The organism is Pseudomonas sp. GM21, assembly GCF_000282215.1.
Lineage (GTDB): Bacteria > Pseudomonadota > Gammaproteobacteria > Pseudomonadales > Pseudomonadaceae > Aquipseudomonas.
The window spans coordinates 58,925-78,499 of record NZ_AKJS01000066.1 but is presented as its reverse complement, the minus strand read 5'-3'; the positions used below and the strand labels follow the sequence as shown (position 1 = coordinate 78,499).

The window sequence follows — 19,575 nt, the reverse complement described above, 5'->3', positions numbered from 1 at the left end:
ATTAAAGGATTCAGCAGCATAGCGAGCGCGGCTGACGTTGGGCAACGGGCAATGCCTGACCTTTACAAAAAGTGCTGGTCGTCATTTAGCGATTTTCCCTACATAAAACGCCTCCTTTCCCGACTTCTTTACCCGCTGATCCCACGCAAAGTCTCGCGCTCACATTTGATCTGCGCGAGGGACTGCGAATGCTCGAACCTGACAAGGTACTGGCCTTGAATAACGCCATCGGGCTACTGGTGGTCGCGGCCATGGACCCCGAGCAACCGAACGTCGAAGCGCTGCTCGCAGACTTTCGGCTGTGCCTCAACGACTACGACGCCTGGGCTGAGAGTTTCTGGACCGGCAAGGCGCTGGATATCGAGCAGGTGTTCAAGGTCGGCAACGAAGTCCGGCTGTTCGCGCCAAAACATTCCACGACATCGGTCAGCGCAACCGTCGCGGCGTGTGCGGCCAGCGGCCCGTTGACGCTGGTACACATGTTCGACGCGGCGCGGTTCGTGCCGATTGGCAATACGCCGGTAACGCTGGAGCCGTTGAACGCTGATGGCACCTATGGCGAGCCGGTCAACCACGAGATCGGGCCCAGCGGCATCCTCGAAATTCCCGAATGCGAGCGCGGTCAGCGTTATCGCATCACCTTCTTCCCGAATGTCTCCACTGACCATGTCAAAGCGTTGTACGCCTCCTATCAAGGCGTCATCGACGACCTGGAAGGCTGGCTGCGCAATGAATGGTCGAGCGAATTCGAACCGTCATGGACAGCGTTTTCCGAGGCCGGATTCATCAAGCGCTACGGCCTGCTGCAACAGGCTGACTGGCTGGGTTTCGAGAAGTCGCTGAACGGATTGTGGGACGACGTGAAGCAGATTTACGAGCTGATCACGGACCTGCAAGCCAACAGCGAAAAGCTCCTTGAATACCTGACCGAAACCGAACTTGAAACGCTGTTGCAGGCCTCGGCGGAATCGATTGCCAATCTGTTGTTGGTGTTGAGTGACGAGCCGTTGATGTTCATCCATCTGGCGGCGTTCACCAGTTGGCTTCGAATGCTACCGCCACAGCACATCGCCGAGGTCGTGTCAGAGATTCGTACAGGGATATTGATCGGATTCCTGCTGGCTCGTTTCACCGGTGGTGCAGGACTGACGCTCGGCATCAGCGCCAGGGTGCTGAGCAACATCAAATCGGAACGTGCGCGCAAATGGCTGGCTGCCGCCAGTTTGCGCCTGGCCACCCTGCCCGACCTCACAAGTCACGCGGGGGTGCTCAAACCTCTCGCGGTCAATGTCCGGACTTCTGCACTGAACCCAGCGCCTGTGGTGCCGTTGCAGATCAGCGCCGGCTCCGCGCCGGTTGTGTTGGTGAACAACCCGGTCGCCATTGCTCGCAACAAATCCGCAGCCAAGACTCGCCTGGGGCGGCACGAACAGCGTGACGACGCGCCCGACCAGGCGAAAAACCCCAACGGTGACAGCGCCGATTGCGCACCACTCACCTGCACCAACGGTTGCCCGGTGTCGATGGTCACCGGCGAAGAGTTGCTGACGCTGGACGATGGTTCGCTCAACGGTTTGCTGCCATTTGCGTTCACCCGGCTGTACCGCACCAGCGCCGTGGAAATCGATTGCGGGCTGGGCTGGGGTTGGAGTCATTCGCTGGCGCACCGGTTGGAACTGGACGCAGAACACGTCGTCTGGATCGACCATGAAAACCGCCGCACTACCTTTCCGCTGCCAAGCGAGGCACGCCCGGCCATTCACAACAGCCTGTCCCGGGCCGCGATTTATCTTGGGGATCAACCTGAGGAATTAGTCCTCGCCCTGGCTGGCGAGACGGTGCGTTTTTATCACTTTCGCAATGGGCGGCTGACCGCGATCAGTGACGCCTACAACAACCGATTGCACATCACCCGTGACCGCCAGGATCGCATTCACCGCCTCGACAACGGTGCAGGTCGAGCGCTGCTGTTGCGCTACGAACGTCGGCACATCATCGCCGTCGAGTATCAGTCATTTCACCCTGCCGACACCGCGGATGACGCCTGGCGGACAGAGCAAACGCTCATTGCCTACCGCTACGACGCCCGACAGCGACTCATCGAAGCGACCAATGCCGCCGGTGAAAGCGAACGATACGACTACGACGACCAACACGTGATTCTCCAGCGGCAACTGGCCGGTGGGGCAAGTTTCTTTTGGGAGTGGGAACAGTCCGGCAAAGCCGCCCGATGCATACGGCATTGGGCAACGTTCGCGCAGATGGATACGCGCTATGCCTGGGACAACAACGGCGCAGTGCTAGTTAAAAACGTCGATGGCAGCGAGGAAGTGTATGTCCATGACGACACGGCGCGGATGGTGCGCCGGGTTGAGCCGGATGGCGCCGAGCATTTCAAGACATATGACCACAAGGGTCAGCTGATTGCCGAACAGGGACCGCTGGGGGCGATTACTCAATACCGCTACGACGACATCGGGCGGCTGATTGCGCTGATTCCCCCCGAAGATGAGCCAACGTCCTACGAGTACCGCTACGGCTTCCTGCATGCGTGCTATCGCGGCAAAGCGGTATGGAAATATAAACGCAATGCTCAAGGCGATGTTACCGAGGCCATCGATCCCGACGGCCAGATCACCCACAACCACTACGACGCTCAAGGTCGCCTGCTGTCGATCCGTTATCCGGACAACAGCCGTCATGTGTTCGTTCGGGATGCTCTCGGGCAACTGATCGAGGAAACCCTGCCGAACGGTGGGCAGCGGCGGTTTTCCTACGATGTTCTGGGACGGCAAATTACCCGTCAGGACCAACACCGTGCTGTCACTCACTACCAGTGGGACGCCGTTGGCCGACTGATTCAGACGACACTTCCTACAGGCGCCAGCCGAGCCTTCAGCTACAACGCCTACGGCAAGATCACCGCCGAACGCGATGAGCTGGGCCGGATCACGCGTTTTGAGTACGACGATGACCTGCACCTGGTCAGTCGCCGGATCAACCCCGACGGCACGCAACTGCGCTATCGCTATGACAACGCGCGGCTGCTGCTGACTGAAATCGAAAACGAATCCGGCGAACGCTATCAGCTGGACTACACACCCAGTGGATTCATCCAACAGGAAAGCGGGTTTGATGGTCGACGCACGGCGTACGCCTATGACCTCAATCGTCACCTGCTGGAGAAAACCGAGTTCGGCGACGACGGCTCGCAGCTGATTACCCGTTATCAACGGGACTCGACAGGTCGCCTGCTGATCAAAACCCTGCCCGACGGCATCAAGGTCGAATACCACTACGACGGCCTCGGCCGCTTGGTCAGCGTTAATGACAACCACGATCACCCACTGGAGTTCGAATACGACACCCAGAACCGGCTGATTACTGAACACCAGAGTTGGGCCACATTGCGTTACGGCTACGACGCTTGCGGCCGACTCAGCCACTTGCGCCTGCCGGATAACAGCAAACTCGCTTACCACCGCGCCAAGGGTGGCGCACTGACCGCCATTGACCTCAACGGCACACGTCTTACGAGCCATACCTATCAATTCGGCCGTGAGCAGCAGCGTCAGCAAGGCTTGTTACACAGCCAGTACGAGCATGACGAACAAGGTCGCCTGAAGGCCCATGCCGTCAGCCAACATCAGCAACCGCTGTATCGGCGTGACTTCGCCTACAGCGCCAACGGCAACCTGGACACCCTCGCTGACACCCGCCACGGTCAACGCAACTACCAATACGATCCCCTGAACCGCCTGATCCGCGTCCGCCATTCCCGCGATCAACAACCCGAGAGCTTCGCCCACGACCCGGCCGGCAATCTGCTGATGCAGGATCGCCCCGGCCCGTCCGCCGTCAAAGGCAATCGGCTGTTAATGCAAGGCGACCGGCATTTCGACTACGACGCCTTCGGCAATCTGATCCGCGAACGCCGAGGTACCGCGCAAAAACTCGTCACCGAATACCGTTATGACTGCCAACACCGACTCATCGGCGCCACGCTACCCAACGGCACCTGCGCGACCTACCGCTACGACGCCTTCGGTCGCCGAATCAGCAAAACCGTCGACGGCAAAACCACCGAGTTTTTCTGGCAAGGCGACCACCTCATCGCCGAACACAGCCAGGACCACCATCGCAGCTACCTCTACGAACCCGGCACCTTCCGCCCACTCGCCATGCTCGACGGCAAAGGCCCCCGCCAGGCCTGCCCGTTCTACTACCAACTCGACCACCTCGGCACCCCGCAAGAACTCACCGACTACAGCGGCGACATCATCTGGGCCGCGCAATACACCGCCTACGGCCGCCTGACCCGGCTTAACCGAGATACCCATCAGGTACTGGATCAACCGCTGAGGTTTCAAGGGCAGTATTTCGATGCGGAGACAGGGCTGCATTACAACCGGCATCGTTACTACAACCCGGATCTTGGACGGTATTTAACGCCGGATCCGAGTGGGTTGGCGGGTGGAATAAACGGGTATCAGTACACGCGGAACCCGACGGGGTGGGTTGATCCGTTGGGGTTGAGTGAGTGCCCTGGGGGGGATGGGTGTAAGAGACCGGGGTTTGGGGATGAGGATCCGGCGGGGACGGCTAAAGTTGATGAAGGCGAGCCATCACTTCCTTTCTCGACAGGGGAAAGCGAGTATCTATATCGTGGTGATTTGCGGCAGCCTGACGGAATTTTTGAAATTGGATTCTTGAGTAGAGGAGATAGTAACGATTTAATACTTCACGTTTGGGACAACAAAACCCCCCCGAGCAATTTCATCAGTACATCTACTGACCCGGAGATAGCCATAGACTTTGGCACCGACTACAGGACCAAGAAAGGTTACATGTACACCCTCCGAAGGGTTTTTGGTCATGATATCAACAAAGAACTACACCCCAATGATATCCCTTATCACTATGAAGACGAAATAGCTATTCCCAGCAGAGTAAAAACTGAAGACATCTTAGGTGCTACCCCGCTAAAAAAAGACGGTAGCTATGTTGGGCACTCGATACCGAACCCTCAAAGGAAACGATAATGACAATTGAAAGAGTTTCTATATTGGTCAATGAGAAATTAGAGACTGCGATACTTGATTGCGACACAGACGCGCCAGCCATCCAAATTACACTGGAGAGCGGCTGGACTAAAAAATTCTCAGGGCTAGATATTTATGAATGCCTTGGAAAAATAATCAAATCGCTTCCGGATGTTAAGTTTCTATGTAAAGGCGCAAAAATAAATGTGCGACCGTCCAGCATGTCCTCACAAATGAGCTGCGGAATCATGGCTTACGAGCACAAATTAGGCGTCCGCGCGTCACGAAAAGATCTTGTTAATATCTTTCAGTATGACGACCAAGACATTATTAATGATCCACAGTTGCAAACTGACTTCTTCCATCGCTGGCTAAAATCTCTGAAAGAATAGTCGACACAGACTAAAAATAACCTTTAACTCAAAGACGCTCATGAAAACATTTGAAATCGCCACCCATTCCGACGGTATCACTGATAGGTCTATAATTGAATACGGACGCGAGGGAGCCCTATCAACCTTACGACTCAGAAGCAATCCAAACAAAACATATAAAGCCCATGACCTGTTTGAATGTCTTGGGCTATTGCGGGCGGATTTCCCCGAAACGAAATTTCTATGCAAAGGTGCGAAAATCAACGTTTACCCTTCGCGAATGTCATCGCAAATGTCCGCAGGATTAGTAGCGTATGAACTTCGCTTAGGCATACCAGCGGAGGACGAGGATATTGTGAGAATATTCGACTATGAGGAAACAAATCTTACGAACAACATCCAGCGACAACGAGAATTCTACACACGGTGGATCGAATCGTTAGCAAATAGGTGTTGAAACCGGTTTATAGCGTACGAGCGGTAGAGTCGGAAACAGCGGATATCAAAAGCCCAACATATAGCTGGGCTTTGCTACCTTCAGTCAGCCGTGAGATTAATTATCATTCTTATTTTTGGCACCGCCAGTGCCGCTATTATCCGCACTACCATCCTTTTCAGCCCCCTTCCCCATCGAACTCCCACCACTCACCACCCCACTTCCAGTCCCAGTGCTGCTCCCATTGGCATCACCACCATTTCCGTTTTGGATAGACCCAGGCGGCAACGCATTACCATCCGTAGAATTCGCATTCATTTCGGTATATGGAGGCATTCCGCCTTTATCCACAGGCGCATCGTTACCGTTGGATTGAGCGACGGCGGTCAATGAACTGATCGACAACAGCCCTGCAATGATCAGGGCTGTTAACTTTGAACTGATCATGGTGCATCTCCTTTAAAAGGCGCATACCTATGTGGCAGCGCTCACTTTTTAAAGTTGCCGCACAATCGACCAGCGGCTTTTCAGCTGGGTTCACCTGATAGATCTTCACCGGCAATGTCCGGATCCTCAGGATCCGCCTCGACATCACCGCGCCTCACATCATCGGCTGGCAGTTGCTCTACCGCCGTATCGTCATCCGGCGGACGTTGATCGCGACTCAACGGGTCAGTCGGTGAAGGCAGCGGATATTCAGGGGTGTCGTCGGTGTCAGTGTCTTTCGGATCTGCGTTCATAAGCACCTCTCGAAGGGCGTGAAAATCATGCCCTGAAACTTCGAGGGGATGATGCAGGGGAGTGTTCGATCGGAGAGACGATCGGTCGAAACGCGTCAACAAAGATCAATCTTTTTCTACGTCTTCATCCTCTTCTTCGTACTCGAGATTCCCCACATCGCCCGCGTCATCAGAATCGTTGAGTGGCACCGTGGCATCGTCCATCAGTGATCCTGGATCTTCATTGCCGGGGTCATTGATGAACGGAAGCCCGCTCGGGCCTTTTTCTTCGGTGCCTTCGGTTTCAGGCGTCATGGCATGCCTCGTCATGTTTGGTGTGTATAAAGTTCGAGACTGCCTGTGGCCAATCGTTCCGGTTTGCGGCGCCCAGATACGAAAAACCCGGCACGGGGCCGGGTTTTGCAACTCGATACCGAGTTAGTGATGTTTGTTTTTATGCTTGTGCTTGTGCTTATGGCCATTACCGGAATGGGAACTGCCATGATCATCGTCGTCGTTGCCCAGGTTGTTGCCGACGCCACCACCCGCTGCACCGCCAAGGCCCGCACCAATGGTCGAACCCGTTGAGCCGCCGAGGCTGTTACCAATTATCGAGCCGCCTGCCGCACCTAAGCCACCGCCAATGGCTGCTTCGTTGCGACTGCCCTTATTCGCGCCGACTGCGCTCCCTGCCGCGCCGCCGACACCGGCGCCAATGGCTGCGCCTGTGCTGCCGCCCAATTGGCCGCCGACGACGTTACCCAATGCACCACCCAGACCGCCGCCTACAGCTGCGGTGCCGTCATTGGCTGCCATTGCTCCTTGAGCCATCAACAGTCCAGCCAAAAACGCGGACAGTGCCAAACGTTTAGTCTTTTTGCCGTTGTTAACCGGTGTCATAGGACGCCTCATGTTCTTCTGGGGTATATGGGCTTTGAGACTATGTTTAAAGAATCGTTCATAAAAGAAAAGCCCGGCATTTAGCCGGGCTCTTCAATGCTGATCGATCAGGATCAGTGACGCTTGTGACCTTTACCCAGGTTGCTGCCTACGCCGCCGCCCAAGGCACCACCCAAACCTGCGCCAATGGTGGAGCCGGTCTTGCCGCCCAGGCTGTGGCCGATCACCGAACCACCGGCTGCACCTACACCGCCACCGATGGCGGCTTCGGTACGACGGCCTTTAGGCGCCGCAACAGCGCTGCCAGCTGCGCCCGCTACGCCAGCACCGATCGCTGCGCCGGTGCTGCCGCCCATGCTCTGGCCGACCACATTACCCAGCGCGCCGCCCAGACCGCCGCCGATTGCGGCGGTGCCATCACTGGCAGCCATCGCGCCTTGAGCAACCAAAAGGCCAAGAACCAGAGCAGGCAACGTTAAACGCATGACAAAAACCTCAAAATAGGGGGGAAAAACGAAAGCGGGTGATTGAATGCTTTAGCGCGGTAAACGTCCACACAAAAACCTCCGCATCTCGCAATTAGCGTCGGTTGGACAGCTTTTATGGAAAAGGTTTTATGACAGGCAAAAAAAAGCCCGCTGGGGAACGGGCTAGGGTACTGCTTTCTAACGGATGGTTTGAGCCTACGACCGAACCTGTGAAAAGTTTGTGAAAAACAACCGGGCGCCATGACCGAATGTCTGAGGTCCGGTTTGAATCGATAATCGATAGCGTGAAAATGAAAACCCCGCTCGATGGCGGGGTCTGTCCGGTTAACCGTTACTTCTTGGGCGGCGCCGCCACTCTTGGCAAAAATTTCGCCTTAGGGCCTCTGGGCGTTGTCGATTTCATTTTGATGATTTGGACCGGGTCTTCCCCAAAGCCTGCCACATACTCGGTCTGGCCACAATTAACGCAATTGTTGATCGGAAATTCAGCCCCGTCGTCTTCGATATACGGATCAGCCATACCTCTTCCCCTCTCAAAAAGGGTCGACACCGGCAAAGCCCTTTGCCTGAAAAATATCGACCGCCAAGGCTTTTGAGACTAGCCGGTCACTACCCGACTTGTAATTCAGATTTTCGCATGCCCGACGAGTGGCCCAAACTCTATGCGTGATAAAGCAGAATGAATCAATTCAGTTTGACCGCAGTCCCTGTCACAAAAACCACCACCATCCCACCTTTGCCGGACGGCATACTGATCTCAAAATCGAGCCCCACCACCGCGTCCGCCTGAAGTGCCCGCGCACGCTCCTTGATCTCGTCAGTCGCTTGAATCCGCGCCTCCTTCAACGCTCGCTCCAACGTCTGGGACCGCCCCCCGAAAAAATCCCGCATCCCGGCGAACACGTCACGGATAACGTTTATGCCCTGCACTGACTCGGCACTGACGATGTCCAGGTAAGCGGTGATTTGGCGGCCTTCGATGGCGTGGGTTGTGGTGGTGATCATGGGGATTTCTTCTTCATAAGCAGTGGATAAAGGTAACTTGGACAGATAGGCGGCCAACGCATCAAACGCCGGCAACGTCACAGGATCATTCGCAGAATTGCTGGCAACCGGGTGCGAGGCATAGCGGACACTCACCATCTCGGCTTTGGGATCGACATAGATGCGCTGGCCATGAACACCACGCGCCATGAATGCCCCGCCCTCTTTGTCCGTCACCCACCACATCGAGCGGTAACTCCAGCCCTTCAACAAGTCATAACCAGCCTTGGCAAAAATCTGTTTGTCGCCGCCACGGCGAATGTCATCCACGACGGCTTGGGGCACGATCTGCTGGCCGTCGAACCGGCCATTATTGCGCAACATCTCGCTAAATCGGGCGAGGTCTCGCAAGCCGGTGTTCAAGCCACCGCCAGCAAACGGCGTCCCGATGGAGTCCACCGTGAAATAGGCATCCTGCTCGGCGCCCAGGTGAGTCCAGATGCCCTCAGACAACATCTGTGCAACGTTGCGACCGGTCGCTCTGGCGATGACATCACCACAATCCCGTCGGTGTAAATGGCCGCGAGGGATTGATCCCAGCTCATCGACTGCGTTGCGCCAAGTGGTTTGAAGCTAAGGGCGTCGATATCGTTACGCAGTGCAAAAATCAATGGGTCCGGGGCGACCAGGCCTCGTAAAACGCTGATCGTCGGCAGGAGGTGGCGATCCGACCATCCAGCCGAGTTTCGCCGGATCGCTGGCTTCTTCACCACCACACACTTTTGCACAAAAAAGGGACGAAAATCCCGACGGCGGGAAAAGGATAAGTTCTCTTCGGCCGCTTTTTCTTGCTCTTGATTTTTTCCTAGACCATCACACAACTGCCATTTGGACTACACAGAAGGGTACTGCATTGGGGAGGGCGATAATCTGAGCTTAGTAGAATGGAACAAATAACGTCAACGCGAAAACATCATGTTCGCGGTTAGATCTTAAGAGCCAAGAACATCGTTTTTTTTCATTGAAAGTTACCCTGGGAATGAGGGGCGTTCGCATAGAGCTCGCTCTGGCCAGCACCTACGCCGGAGCACAATCCATACACGTAGCTCTTTGTCAAAATACTCCTGTGAAATGAGCGAAAATTGCAAGTGACTGACCAGATAAAGCGAGATGCTGCACCCGCTGTTTGCTAAGGCGGGTCTGCGGGTCTGCTCGTCGTTTGTGGACAACCCAAAATCAGCACTATGGATAGCTTCATTGTAAACAGGTGAAGCTGGCTGGAATGATGCATCGTCTGTCAGTTTATACAGTGCGCTGGCGACCTAACCTCCGCTAGCTCGCGGAGGGAAGTTCATCATTCGAACCCCGATGCTAACACTGACTTAATAAAGCACCTTTCAGAGTAAAGCTATGCTCAATGCTATACACAACAGTGAGAAATTCGGAAGTATTCAGGTTGACTACAAACAATCTGAAATAACTAAGAACGTTTACGAGGTCTATGGCGTCAGAACAAACGCCACCGACAGTGGCGTCTGCATGGCCATGTCTGCGAAATATCTTCTTAAAAATTCGCAGAACCAAGACTTTTTTTCTTGGCTTGCTGACTCATCTTCAAAGTGGGAAGTGGTGTCCTCGTATTTGGATAGCGATTACTCTGCACTTGCTCCGATCGAGGTACAGGACCGTATTCAGGATGAATTAAAACTCCACCTTAATCATCTTGGCACGCTGAACCTGAAACCTAACGACTTTTGCTCAGAGGGACTGTCGAATGCGATGAGCATGGTGGTCAACGACGACAAAGACGGCTTTAACATGTGCTACCTATACAATCCATCCGGGCCGGGACATGCCGTCGCATGCATTAAGGAGCAGGACTGCATAAAATTTATGGACCCTAATTTTGGTGAAATGTCGTTCAACTCCTCTACCGAATTCGAGAACTGGATGAGCAACGTTTTTGATAAGCGTTACTCTTATTTCTCTAGACTGAGCGTCAACATGTACGAATCGCCCTCCAATATTGATAATGAATCCAGGGGAGCGGCAGAATCCGCGTAACCCCCTTTTCTGCAATACTCTTTTTGATGTCGTGTTTGGCTTGCTCTCAGCGCCTCTCGTTTCGATCACCACGCTTGAGGTTTTGTACGGGATCGATTCGTCAGGCCAACCTGGTGAAATGAAGGCCTACCTAACGGCAGGCCGTTACACGCCCGCACACAAAAAATCTGACACTCTCCAAAAATCAGGCGCTAAAGAAGTTTAATCAACATTGCAGTGACGGTTGCTACCGTACCAATCATCCCAATGGCTATTGCCACCGGATACCAAAAGGTTTCACGGGTCATCTTGCCCGCTTCAGCATTCAACTTGCGTTGCTCAGCGAGCGATTTGATGATCTCTACGTGGATCTTTTCGAGTTCGGCCTGATTCATGGTCATTTCCTGCATATCGCGCGTAAGTCCATTTCGAATTAAGGGGGAGCCGTCATATGTACTGCGCTGTTTTTCATCTTGAACCCGAAGGCACAAATCGAAAACCCCTCTCGAAATGGCTCATTTGAGACGCTAAACCTCGTGGACGCCCCGACTGCCTGGCTTTCCAGCACGACTTCCTACAAGCCTGCGATTCGTCCTGCATAAAATTCAGAAACGGCAGCGCCACTCACAAAATCCAGACCCAGAAACCACAAAACCCCTGATTTCTCTCGAAATCAGGGGTTCTGGTTACATCGAATTTGGCGGTGAAGGAGAGATTCGAACTCTCGATACAATTTCTTGTATACACACTTTCCAGGCGTGCTCCTTAAGCCACTCGGACACTTCACCGTATCTCGTCAAACAAGTTCTGTCTGTCGAGGCGCGCTAATGTAGTCGAAACCTTTTCTGATGGCAAACTTTTTTTGCAGAATTTTCATGCGCTTAGCGTTTTAGCGATTCCGGCGGGTTGCTGCCCATGGCAAACCTGCCAATCTCCGGCTTCGCGCCCTCATCTATATAGAGGGGAATGCGCGGCGGGTGTGGCGGGCCACGCTTGCCTGGCGGGGAAAGGGTGACTGGCGGGTCAGTCACGGCGCTTTACCTGGCCTGCCTTGGTGGGTAACTTCTGCGTCAACTTTCATACAAGGAATAGCGTCATGAGTGAGTTGATTTCCTACCACCTCGAAGACGGTATCGCGACCCTGACCTTGAGCAATGGCAAGGTCAATGCCATCTCGCCCGACGTGATTACTGCGTTTAACGCGGCACTGGATCAAGCGGTGACGGATCGTGCGGTGGTGATCATTACCGGTACGCCCGGGATTCTGTCCGGTGGTTATGACTTGAAGGTGATGACGTCCGGCCCTAAAGAAGCCGTGGCGTTGGTGACGGCCGGTTCGACCCTGGCCCGTCGCCTCCTGTCGCACCCGTTCCCGGTGATCGTGGCGTGCCCTGGGCATGCCGTGGCCAAGGGTGCGTTCCTGTTGTTGTCGGCGGATTACCGCATTGGTGTCGAAGGCCCGTTCAGCATTGGCCTGAACGAAGTGCAGATCGGCATGACCATGCACCACGCGGGTATCGAGATTGCGCGTGATCGTCTGCGCAAGTCGGCGTTCCACCGCTCCGTGATCAATGGTGAGATGTTTAACCCGCAGAGTGCGGTAGATGCCGGATTCCTCGACGTAGTGGTGTCGGCCGAAGAGTTGCAAGGTGCAGCGCTGGCGGCGGCTCGTCAGTTGAAGAAGATCAACATGACCGCGCACAAGAACACCAAGCTGAAAGTACGCAAGGCGTTACTGGAGACGCTGGACAACGCGATCATCCTGGACCAGGAGCATTTGGGTTAAGCCCATACTTGCTGTGCCGAAAAGCCCGACCGTCGTGTCGGGCTTTTTCTTACGCGTCGCGTTAAAAAGCCTGCAACCGCTCTAGAACACATCTGACCAATTAGTCAGAAACATGCTCACAAACATTGCTTTTCTCCCCCTCTTTAGTGGCAATTGCCGAAAACAGTGCACATCCGTACACTGCGCCACCTTTTGTCCCGGTGGGGCCTGCAAATGCTGTTTGTGTTTCGTATGTTCTTGATGGGCTTGCACTTTATTCTGGCTGGCGTACTTGGGGTAATCCTGGGCCTGTGTCGCCCGTTCAACCCGGACAACAGCCGCTTGTGCGCACGCCTGTATGCGTGGCCGGCGATGTGTATTTTGCGTTTACGGGTGAAGACCGATGTCGGGCCATTGATGGACAAGCCTGCCAGCTGTGTGATCGTCGCCAATCACCAGTCCAACTACGACTTGTTTGTGTTCGGCAACGTGGTGCCCCGCCGCACCGTGTGCATTGGCAAGAAAAGCCTCAAGTGGGTGCCACTGTTCGGGCAGTTGTTCTGGCTGGCCGGTAACGTGTTGATCGACCGCGGCAATGCCCATAAGGCGCGTCAGTCAATGTTGACCACCACACATACCCTGCAGCATGAAGATACTTCGATCTGGGTCTTCCCGGAAGGCACGCGCAACCTTGGCGAAGAGTTGCTGCCGTTCAAGAAAGGCGCGTTCCAGATGGCGATTGCTGCCGGCGTGCCGATCGTGCCGGTGTGTGTCAGCAGTTACGTCAAACACATGCGATTGAACCGCTGGCGCAGTGGGAACGTTCTGATTCGTTCTTTGCCGGCGATTCCGACAGCGGGATTGAGCCTGGACGACATGCCCATGTTGATGGATCAGTGTCGCGAGCAGATGCGCGAGTGCATCGCTTCGATGGATCGGCAACTGCAAGCCGCGTAAAAAGAAACCCGCCTGGTGCGGGTTTTCTTTTGCCTGCGAACTCTGCAGAGTTCACTCACTCTCAAGCAGTAGACAAGGCTAAGCTGATGATTGCCTGCCACTGCCACCTGCCAATAAGAAGTGAACCTGAATCATGGGTAGAGTTGTTGCTGCTGCGGTTTACAGCGCCGGTAAGAAAGTCACCAATATCACCCTCGACGAAGGTGCTGCCTGGGCCGCCAAGCCTGGCCACTTTGTCTGGATCGGCCTTGAAGAGCCGGACGCTCAGGAACTGGCCAACCTGCAACGTCAGTTCAACCTGCATGAACTGGCCATCGAAGATGCCCTGGAAAAGCACAGCCGGCCGAAGCTCGAAACCTTCGGTGATGCGCTGTTTATCGTCACGTATTCGCCAATACGTAACGAAGGCAAATTGGAGTTCATCGAGACCCATATCTTTGCCGGCAACGGTTACATTATTACGGCACGCAATGGTCATTCGGCGTCCTACGCCTATGTCCGTCAGCGTTGTGAGGCGCGTCCGTTGTTACTTGAGCATGGGGAAGATTTCGTCCTCTATGCCCTCCTCGATTTCGTGATTGAAAACTACCAGCCGATGGGCGAAGCGATCCATGCCGAGATCGATGAGCTGGAACGCAACGTGTTGTTGTGCGGTACGCTGAATGAACGTGACATCCAGAAACTTCACGGCCTGCGTCGGGATGTGTTGCGCCTGCGTCGTTATGCGGCGCCGATGGTGGAGATCGGTGAGGAACTGCAGAAGTTGAGCTTCCCGTTCATCGACAAGAACATGCGCCCGTACTTCCGGGATGTGCAGATTCACGTGACACGGCAGATGGAAGACCTGACAACTTTGGCAGACATTGCCAGCCAGACCATTGAGATTGGGGTGCTGCTGGAAGCTTCACGCCAGAGCGTGGTGCAGCGCAAGTTTGCTGCGTGGGCGGCGATTTTGGCGTTTCCGACGGCCGTGGCCGGAATTTACGGGATGAACTTCCAGAACATGCCGGAGCTGGCGTGGCAGTACGGGTACTTCGGGGTGCTGGCGTTTATTGCGGTGGGGTGTACAGGGTTGTGGGCGAGTTTCAAGAGGTCGGGGTGGCTTTAGTCAATACCGAGGTGACTGTGACAATCGCGAGCAGGCTCGCTCCCACAGGGATATTCAGTGTGGGCGAGCCTGCATGTTTTAGCTTTAAACCGTTTCTGGCTTGTGCGCCACAAACCGCATCATCCACTCCGCAACGGTAGCACCATGATGCTCCTGATCAAGGCTGGCTACGCCTTTGGAGTAAATCTGCTCGCCCAGCGCTTGTTGACGGATCTCCAGCAGCGCACGCGAATAATCGTGAATGAACTCCGGATGCCCCTGGAAGCACAGCACCTGATCGTTGATGTGGTAAGCGGCAAACGGGCAGAAATCGCTGGAGGCGATGACCGTGGCGTTTTCCGGTAGCGACGTCACCTGATCCTGGTGGCTGATCAACAAGGTCAACTCTTCCCTGACCGGGCTCATCCACGGCGCCTTGGCCGCGAGTTTATAACGGTGGGTGCCGACGCCCCAGCCTTGGGTTGCACGTTCGCTTTTACCGCCAAGCAACAGCGCCAGCAGTTGATGGCCAAAACACACGCCTAGCAGCTTGTCGCCGCGCTCGTAGCGGGTCAGCAGGTAAGTTTTTAGGGTTTCGATCCACGGGTCGGTGCCGAAGGAATCGGCCTTGCTGCCGGTGACCAGATAAGCATCGAAGGTCAGCTCATCGCTTGGGTATTCGCCCTGCATCACGTTGTAAACCGTGAACTCGGCCGCGATAGGTTGCTGCGAAAACAGGTGTTTGAACATCTGCCCGTAGCCCTGATATTGGTCGACCAATTCTGGACGCAGGATGTCGGTTTCCAGAATGCAGATGCGTAACGACATAAAAAATACCTGACACGTGATGGGAATAATGCACACCCCAGAGCCTGCCTCGAAACACCGTTCCAAGGCAAGCCCTGCGAGGCGTCACCGGTCCCTTAAAACGCCTCCCCTTTAGCCGCTTTTTCCAGCAACAAGGCCGGCGGATTGAAGCGCTCGCCATACTGCGCGGCCAGGTACTGGGCGCGGGCGACGAAGTCTTGCACGCCGTATTGATTGATGAATTGCAATGCACCGCCAGTCCATGCGGCAAAACCGATGCCGAAGATCGAGCCGACGTTGGCGTCTGCCGTCGACGTCAGCACGCCCTCCTCCACACAGCGCACCGTCTCGATGGCTTGCACGAACAGCAGTCGATCACGCACATCCTTTGGCGATATCTGCCCGTCAGGCTTCTCAAAACGGCTTTTCAGCTCCGGCCATAGATGTTTCTGGCCGGCGGCCGGGTATTCATAGAAACCGCCCCCTGCCGCTTTACCGGGCCGTTTGTATTCGTTGAGCAGCAAGTCAATCACGGTAAACGCCGGGTGCTCGATCAGCGGCTTCCCTTCGGCTTGCAGGTCCTTGGCCGTTTGCTTGCGGATATGGCTCATGAGGCTCAGGGAAACTTCGTCAGAGATTGCCAGAGGCCCGATGGGCATGCCGGCCTTGCGTGCTTCGGTTTCGATCATCGGCGCGCTGACGCCTTCGCCGAGCATCGCAATGCCTTCATTGGTGAAGGTGCCAAATACCCGCGAAGTAAAGAATCCGCGCCTGTCGTTGACCACAATCGGGGTTTTCTTGATTTGAAGGACGAAATCAAAGCCGCGCGCCAGGGTTTCGTCGCTGGTGTGGGCGCCTTTGATGATTTCCACCAACGGCATTTTTTCCACGGGACTGAAGAAGTGCAGGCCGATGAATTTGGTCTGATCCGGCACCGCCGTGGCCAGGCCACTGATCGGCAAGGTCGAGGTGTTGGAAGCGATGACAGCGTCCGGACCGACGATTTTTTGCGCGGCCGATGAGACCTTGGCCTTGAGCTCGCGGTCTTCGAATACCGCCTCGATAATCAAGTCACAACCGGCCAGGTCCGCGTCGCTTTCCGTGGTGCGGATCCGCGCCAGAATCGCCTCACGCTGCTGCGCAATCATCTGGCCGCGCGCGACTTTCTTGTCCAGCAGTGCTGCCGAATGGGCCTTGCCCTTTTCAGCTGCCGCCAGGGTGATGTCCTTGAGCACCACCTCGATACCCGCCGATGCGCTGACGAACGCGATACCCGCACCCATCATCCCGGCGCCGAGCACTCCGACCTTCTGCGTCAGGTAGGGAGCGAAACCCTGGGGCCGAGAGCCGCCGGCATTGATTTCATTGAGCTGAAACCAGAACGTGCCGATCAGGTTTTTCGAGATTTGGCCGGTGGTCAATTCGGTGAAATAGCGGGTTTCGATCAAGTGCGCAGTGTCGAAATCCACCTGAGCACCTTCAACCGCCGCACAGAGAATTTTCTCCGGCGCGGGCATGCAACCTTGGGTTTTGCTGCGCAGGATCGACGGCGCGATGGCGAGCATTTGCGCGACTTTCGGGCTGGACGGTGTGCCGCCCGGGATCTGATAGCCCTTCACGTCCCAGCGCTGAACCGCCGCCGGATTGGCCAGAATCCAGGCCCGTGCCTTGCTCAGCAGTTCGCCGGGATCTTTGGCCAATTCGTCAATCAACCCGGCTTGCAACGCCTGTTGTGGTCGGACTTTTTTGCCTTCGAGCAGATAGGGCAAGGATTTCTCAATCCCCAGCATCCGCACCATGCGAACCACCCCGCCGCCGCCCGGCAACAGGCCAAGGGTGACTTCCGGCAGGCCGACTTGCACGGACGGATTGTCCAGCGCCACGCGGTGATGGCACGCCAGGCAGATTTCCCAACCGCCACCCAATGCAGCGCCATTAATCGCAGCCACCACCGGCTTGCCAAGGGTTTCCAGAGTGCGCAATTGCCCCTTGAGCGTCAGCACCCTGTCATAGAACGCTTTGGCTTCAGGTTTGCCGACCTTGATCAGCTCATTGAGGTCGCCGCCAGCGAAGAACGTCTTCTTCGCCGAAGTGATGATGACCCCGGCAATGCTGTCTTTTTCCGCAACCAGACGGGCGACGCAGGCGGCCATGGCTTCGCGGTAAACCGCGTTCATGGTGTTGGCGCTCTGGCCTGGCAAGTCGATGGTCAGGACGACGATCTGGTCTTGACCTTTTTCGTAACGAATGGTTTCAGTCATGAACATGTTTCCTTGAAAGTCGGGGGCTCAGAGGCGTTCGATGATGGTGGCAATGCCCATGCCGCCGCCGACACACAGCGTCGCGAGGCCATAGCGCAGGCGCCGGTTTTCCAGCTCATCGAGTAACGTGCCGAGAATTGCGCACCCCGTGGCACCCAACGGGTGGCCCATGGCAATGGAGCCGCCGTTGACGTTGACCTTGTCCGGGTCGATGGCCATGTCCTTGATGAATTTGAGCACCACCGAGGCAAACGCTTCGTTGACTTCGAACAGGTCGATGTCATCAACCCGCAGGCCGGCCTTGGCCAGTGCTTTACGGGTGGCCGGCGCGGGGCCGGTGAGCATGATGGTCGGGTCGGTGCTGGTGACTGCCGTGGCGACAATCCGCGCCCGAGGCTGCAAACCCAACGCCCGGCCCTTCGCCTCGGAACCGATCAGCATCAGTGCGGCGCCATCGACGATTCCGGAGCTATTGCCCGGCGTGTGGACGTGATTGATCCGTTCGACATGGCTGTAAACCCGCAACGCCGTGGCGTCGAAGCCCATTTGCCCCATCATCTCGAAACTCGGCTTGAGCTTGCCCAAGCCTTCCAGGGTGGAGTCGGCCCGAATGAACTCATCGTGATCGAGCAGGATGATGCCGTTCTGATCCTGCACCGGCACCAGTGACTTGTTGAACGAACCGTTCGCCCGTGCCCGCGTCGCTTTCTGTTGCGAGTACAGCGCGTAAGCATCGACGTCCTGGCGGCTGAAACCTTCAAGCGTGGCGATCAGGTCAGCGCCCACGCCCTGTGGGGTGAAATGGCTGTGCAGGTTGGTCTCCGGGTCCAACGCCCAGGCGCCGCCGTCACTGCCCATCGGCACGCGGGACATCGACTCGACACCGCCGACCACCACCAGGTCTTCGAAGCCGGAACGCACCTTCATCGCGCCGAGGTTCACCGCCTCAAGGCCTGAAGCGCAAAAGCGGTTGATCTGAACACCCGAGACGCTGACGTCCCAATCCGCCACTTGGGTCGCGGTCTTGGCGATATCGGAGCCTTGATCACCGATAGGCGTCACGCAACCGAGGACGACATCATCGACCTGACTGGTATCGAGCGAGGTGCGCTGTTGCAGCGCCGTCAGCAAGCCGGCCACCAGATTGACCGGTTTGACGCTGTGCAAGGCGCCATCGGCCTTGCCTTTGCCGCGGGGCGTGCGTAACGCATCGAATATCAAAGCTTGGGTCATGACGTCCTCGAACCTGGGCGGTGAGTAAATACTGAGCGCTCACTCTTATGCCGAGTCGGTTCGGATTCAATGACCGCAGTGCTCACAGACGTTGACGGACACGCTCAGACGGACGGTAGCCTGCTATGGGATTAACCGTTTCAGGACACGGAGCTGTCTAGCAAAAGGGCGCCCAAGAAGCTGGCAATAGGCCTCATGTCTTTTTTATAGCTTTTACCAACAGCTCCATACGAAATGGATCTAAACCACGGGTGACGTGGGCTCTAAGGTGAAGTGTACGAAGTTGTCGTCGGGTTTTGCCGAGGCGCTCGTCTTACAGGAAGTGCAACGCTCTGCCGTCATGGAGATATGCAGGCAGGCATCAGGAAATAACAATAAAGGCGGTCAAGCCATGTTCAAGCAATCAAAAGTACGTCAAGCGGGGCTCATTCTTTTCGCTACCACGCTGTTGTTGATTTTGCCGAATCTGACCAAGGTGA

Annotated in this window: 17 protein-coding genes, 1 tRNA gene and 1 pseudogene; 6 read left to right on the top strand and 13 right to left on the bottom strand. The window is 55.8% G+C overall.

The genetic code is table 11. The annotated features are described in order from the left end of the window. Window positions 1-188 precede the first annotated feature (188 nt). Both PMI22_RS32325 and PMI22_RS20380 read left to right on the top strand, forming a co-directional pair. Window positions 189-5,042 carry an RHS repeat-associated core domain-containing protein gene (locus PMI22_RS32325; protein ID WP_007944498.1) on the top strand — a complete coding sequence of 1,618 codons (4,854 nt, stop codon included), beginning with the start codon at window positions 189-191 and terminating at the stop codon, window positions 5,040-5,042. Continuing rightward, a complete protein-coding gene (locus PMI22_RS20380; protein ID WP_007944497.1) occupies window positions 5,042-5,434 on the top strand; it encodes a hypothetical protein in 393 nt (130 codons plus the stop codon). Before PMI22_RS32325 ends, PMI22_RS20380 begins: the two co-directional genes overlap by 1 nt. A 535-nt stretch (window positions 5,435-5,969) precedes the next feature. Here PMI22_RS20380 and PMI22_RS20385 read toward each other — a convergent pair. From PMI22_RS20385 to PMI22_RS30415, 8 genes and pseudogenes are all read right to left on the bottom strand, one after another. Then, window positions 5,970-6,299 (bottom strand): hypothetical protein, encoded by a 330-nt coding sequence (locus PMI22_RS20385; protein WP_007944496.1) that lies wholly within the window; start codon window positions 6,297-6,299, stop codon window positions 5,970-5,972. Between the two features lie 80 nt (window positions 6,300-6,379). Then, window positions 6,380-6,592: a hypothetical protein gene (locus PMI22_RS20390; RefSeq protein ID WP_007944495.1), complete on the bottom strand. Its 213-nt coding sequence runs from the start codon at window positions 6,590-6,592 to the stop codon at window positions 6,380-6,382. Between the two features lie 105 nt (window positions 6,593-6,697). After that, window positions 6,698-6,886, bottom strand: coding sequence for a hypothetical protein (locus tag PMI22_RS20395; RefSeq protein WP_007944494.1), 189 nt, complete (start codon window positions 6,884-6,886; stop codon window positions 6,698-6,700). Window positions 6,887-7,009: 123 nt separating this feature from the next. Next, complete coding sequence (locus tag PMI22_RS20400; RefSeq protein ID WP_007944493.1) at window positions 7,010-7,471, bottom strand: glycine zipper domain-containing protein; 462 nt, start codon at window positions 7,469-7,471, stop codon at window positions 7,010-7,012. Between the two features lie 113 nt (window positions 7,472-7,584). Then, on the bottom strand, window positions 7,585-7,956 hold the full coding sequence (locus PMI22_RS20405) for a hypothetical protein (protein WP_007944491.1): 372 nt from the start codon (window positions 7,954-7,956) through the stop codon (window positions 7,585-7,587). Window positions 7,957-8,290: 334 nt separating this feature from the next. Next, window positions 8,291-8,479: a hypothetical protein gene (locus PMI22_RS20410; protein WP_007944489.1), complete on the bottom strand. Its 189-nt coding sequence runs from the start codon at window positions 8,477-8,479 to the stop codon at window positions 8,291-8,293. A 164-nt stretch (window positions 8,480-8,643) separates the two neighbouring features. Then, the gene (locus PMI22_RS31755) at window positions 8,644-8,964 is read right to left on the bottom strand and encodes a YbjQ family protein (RefSeq protein WP_033049030.1); all 321 of its coding nucleotides are present in this window, start codon (window positions 8,962-8,964) and stop codon (window positions 8,644-8,646) included. A gap of 30 nt (window positions 8,965-8,994) precedes the next feature. Further along, window positions 8,995-9,768, bottom strand: a pseudogene (locus tag PMI22_RS30415) (hypothetical protein); the annotation flags it as partial. Between the two features lie 585 nt (window positions 9,769-10,353). Here PMI22_RS30415 and PMI22_RS20415 point away from each other — a divergent pair. After that, the gene (locus PMI22_RS20415) at window positions 10,354-11,007 is read left to right on the top strand and encodes a YopT-type cysteine protease domain-containing protein (protein ID WP_007944484.1); all 654 of its coding nucleotides are present in this window, start codon (window positions 10,354-10,356) and stop codon (window positions 11,005-11,007) included. A 191-nt stretch (window positions 11,008-11,198) separates the two neighbouring features. Here PMI22_RS20415 and PMI22_RS20420 read toward each other — a convergent pair whose 3' ends face one another. Together PMI22_RS20420 and PMI22_RS20425 are read right to left on the bottom strand one after the other, a co-directional pair. Next, a complete protein-coding gene (locus PMI22_RS20420) occupies window positions 11,199-11,381 on the bottom strand; it encodes a hypothetical protein (protein ID WP_007944481.1) in 183 nt (60 codons plus the stop codon). Between the two features lie 303 nt (window positions 11,382-11,684). Then, window positions 11,685-11,774: transfer RNA gene (locus tag PMI22_RS20425), tRNA-Ser, on the bottom strand. 308 nt (window positions 11,775-12,082) lie between these two features. Between PMI22_RS20425 and PMI22_RS20430 the strand changes: the two genes are divergently transcribed. The 3 genes from PMI22_RS20430 (at window position 12,083) to PMI22_RS20440 (ending at window position 14,816) form a co-directional block, all read left to right on the top strand. Next, window positions 12,083-12,772 (top strand): crotonase/enoyl-CoA hydratase family protein, encoded by a 690-nt coding sequence (locus tag PMI22_RS20430; RefSeq protein WP_007944480.1) that lies wholly within the window; start codon window positions 12,083-12,085, stop codon window positions 12,770-12,772. Window positions 12,773-12,985: 213 nt separating this feature from the next. Further along, window positions 12,986-13,708 (top strand): lysophospholipid acyltransferase family protein, encoded by a 723-nt coding sequence (locus tag PMI22_RS20435; protein ID WP_007944478.1) that lies wholly within the window; start codon window positions 12,986-12,988, stop codon window positions 13,706-13,708. A 133-nt stretch (window positions 13,709-13,841) separates the two neighbouring features. After that, entirely contained in the window at window positions 13,842-14,816 is a 975-nt protein-coding gene (locus PMI22_RS20440; RefSeq protein ID WP_007944477.1) for a magnesium and cobalt transport protein CorA, read from the top strand. A gap of 84 nt (window positions 14,817-14,900) precedes the next feature. Here PMI22_RS20440 and PMI22_RS20445 read toward each other — a convergent pair whose 3' ends face one another. From PMI22_RS20445 to PMI22_RS20455, 3 genes are all read right to left on the bottom strand, one after another. Then, window positions 14,901-15,623 (bottom strand): amidotransferase, encoded by a 723-nt coding sequence (locus PMI22_RS20445; protein ID WP_007944476.1) that lies wholly within the window; start codon window positions 15,621-15,623, stop codon window positions 14,901-14,903. A gap of 95 nt (window positions 15,624-15,718) precedes the next feature. Further along, window positions 15,719-17,863, bottom strand: coding sequence for a 3-hydroxyacyl-CoA dehydrogenase NAD-binding domain-containing protein (locus PMI22_RS20450; protein ID WP_007944475.1), 2,145 nt, complete (start codon window positions 17,861-17,863; stop codon window positions 15,719-15,721). 27 nt (window positions 17,864-17,890) lie between these two features. Further along, a complete protein-coding gene (locus PMI22_RS20455) occupies window positions 17,891-19,096 on the bottom strand; it encodes an acetyl-CoA C-acetyltransferase (RefSeq protein WP_007944474.1) in 1,206 nt (401 codons plus the stop codon). Window positions 19,097-19,575: the final 479 nt, after the last annotated feature.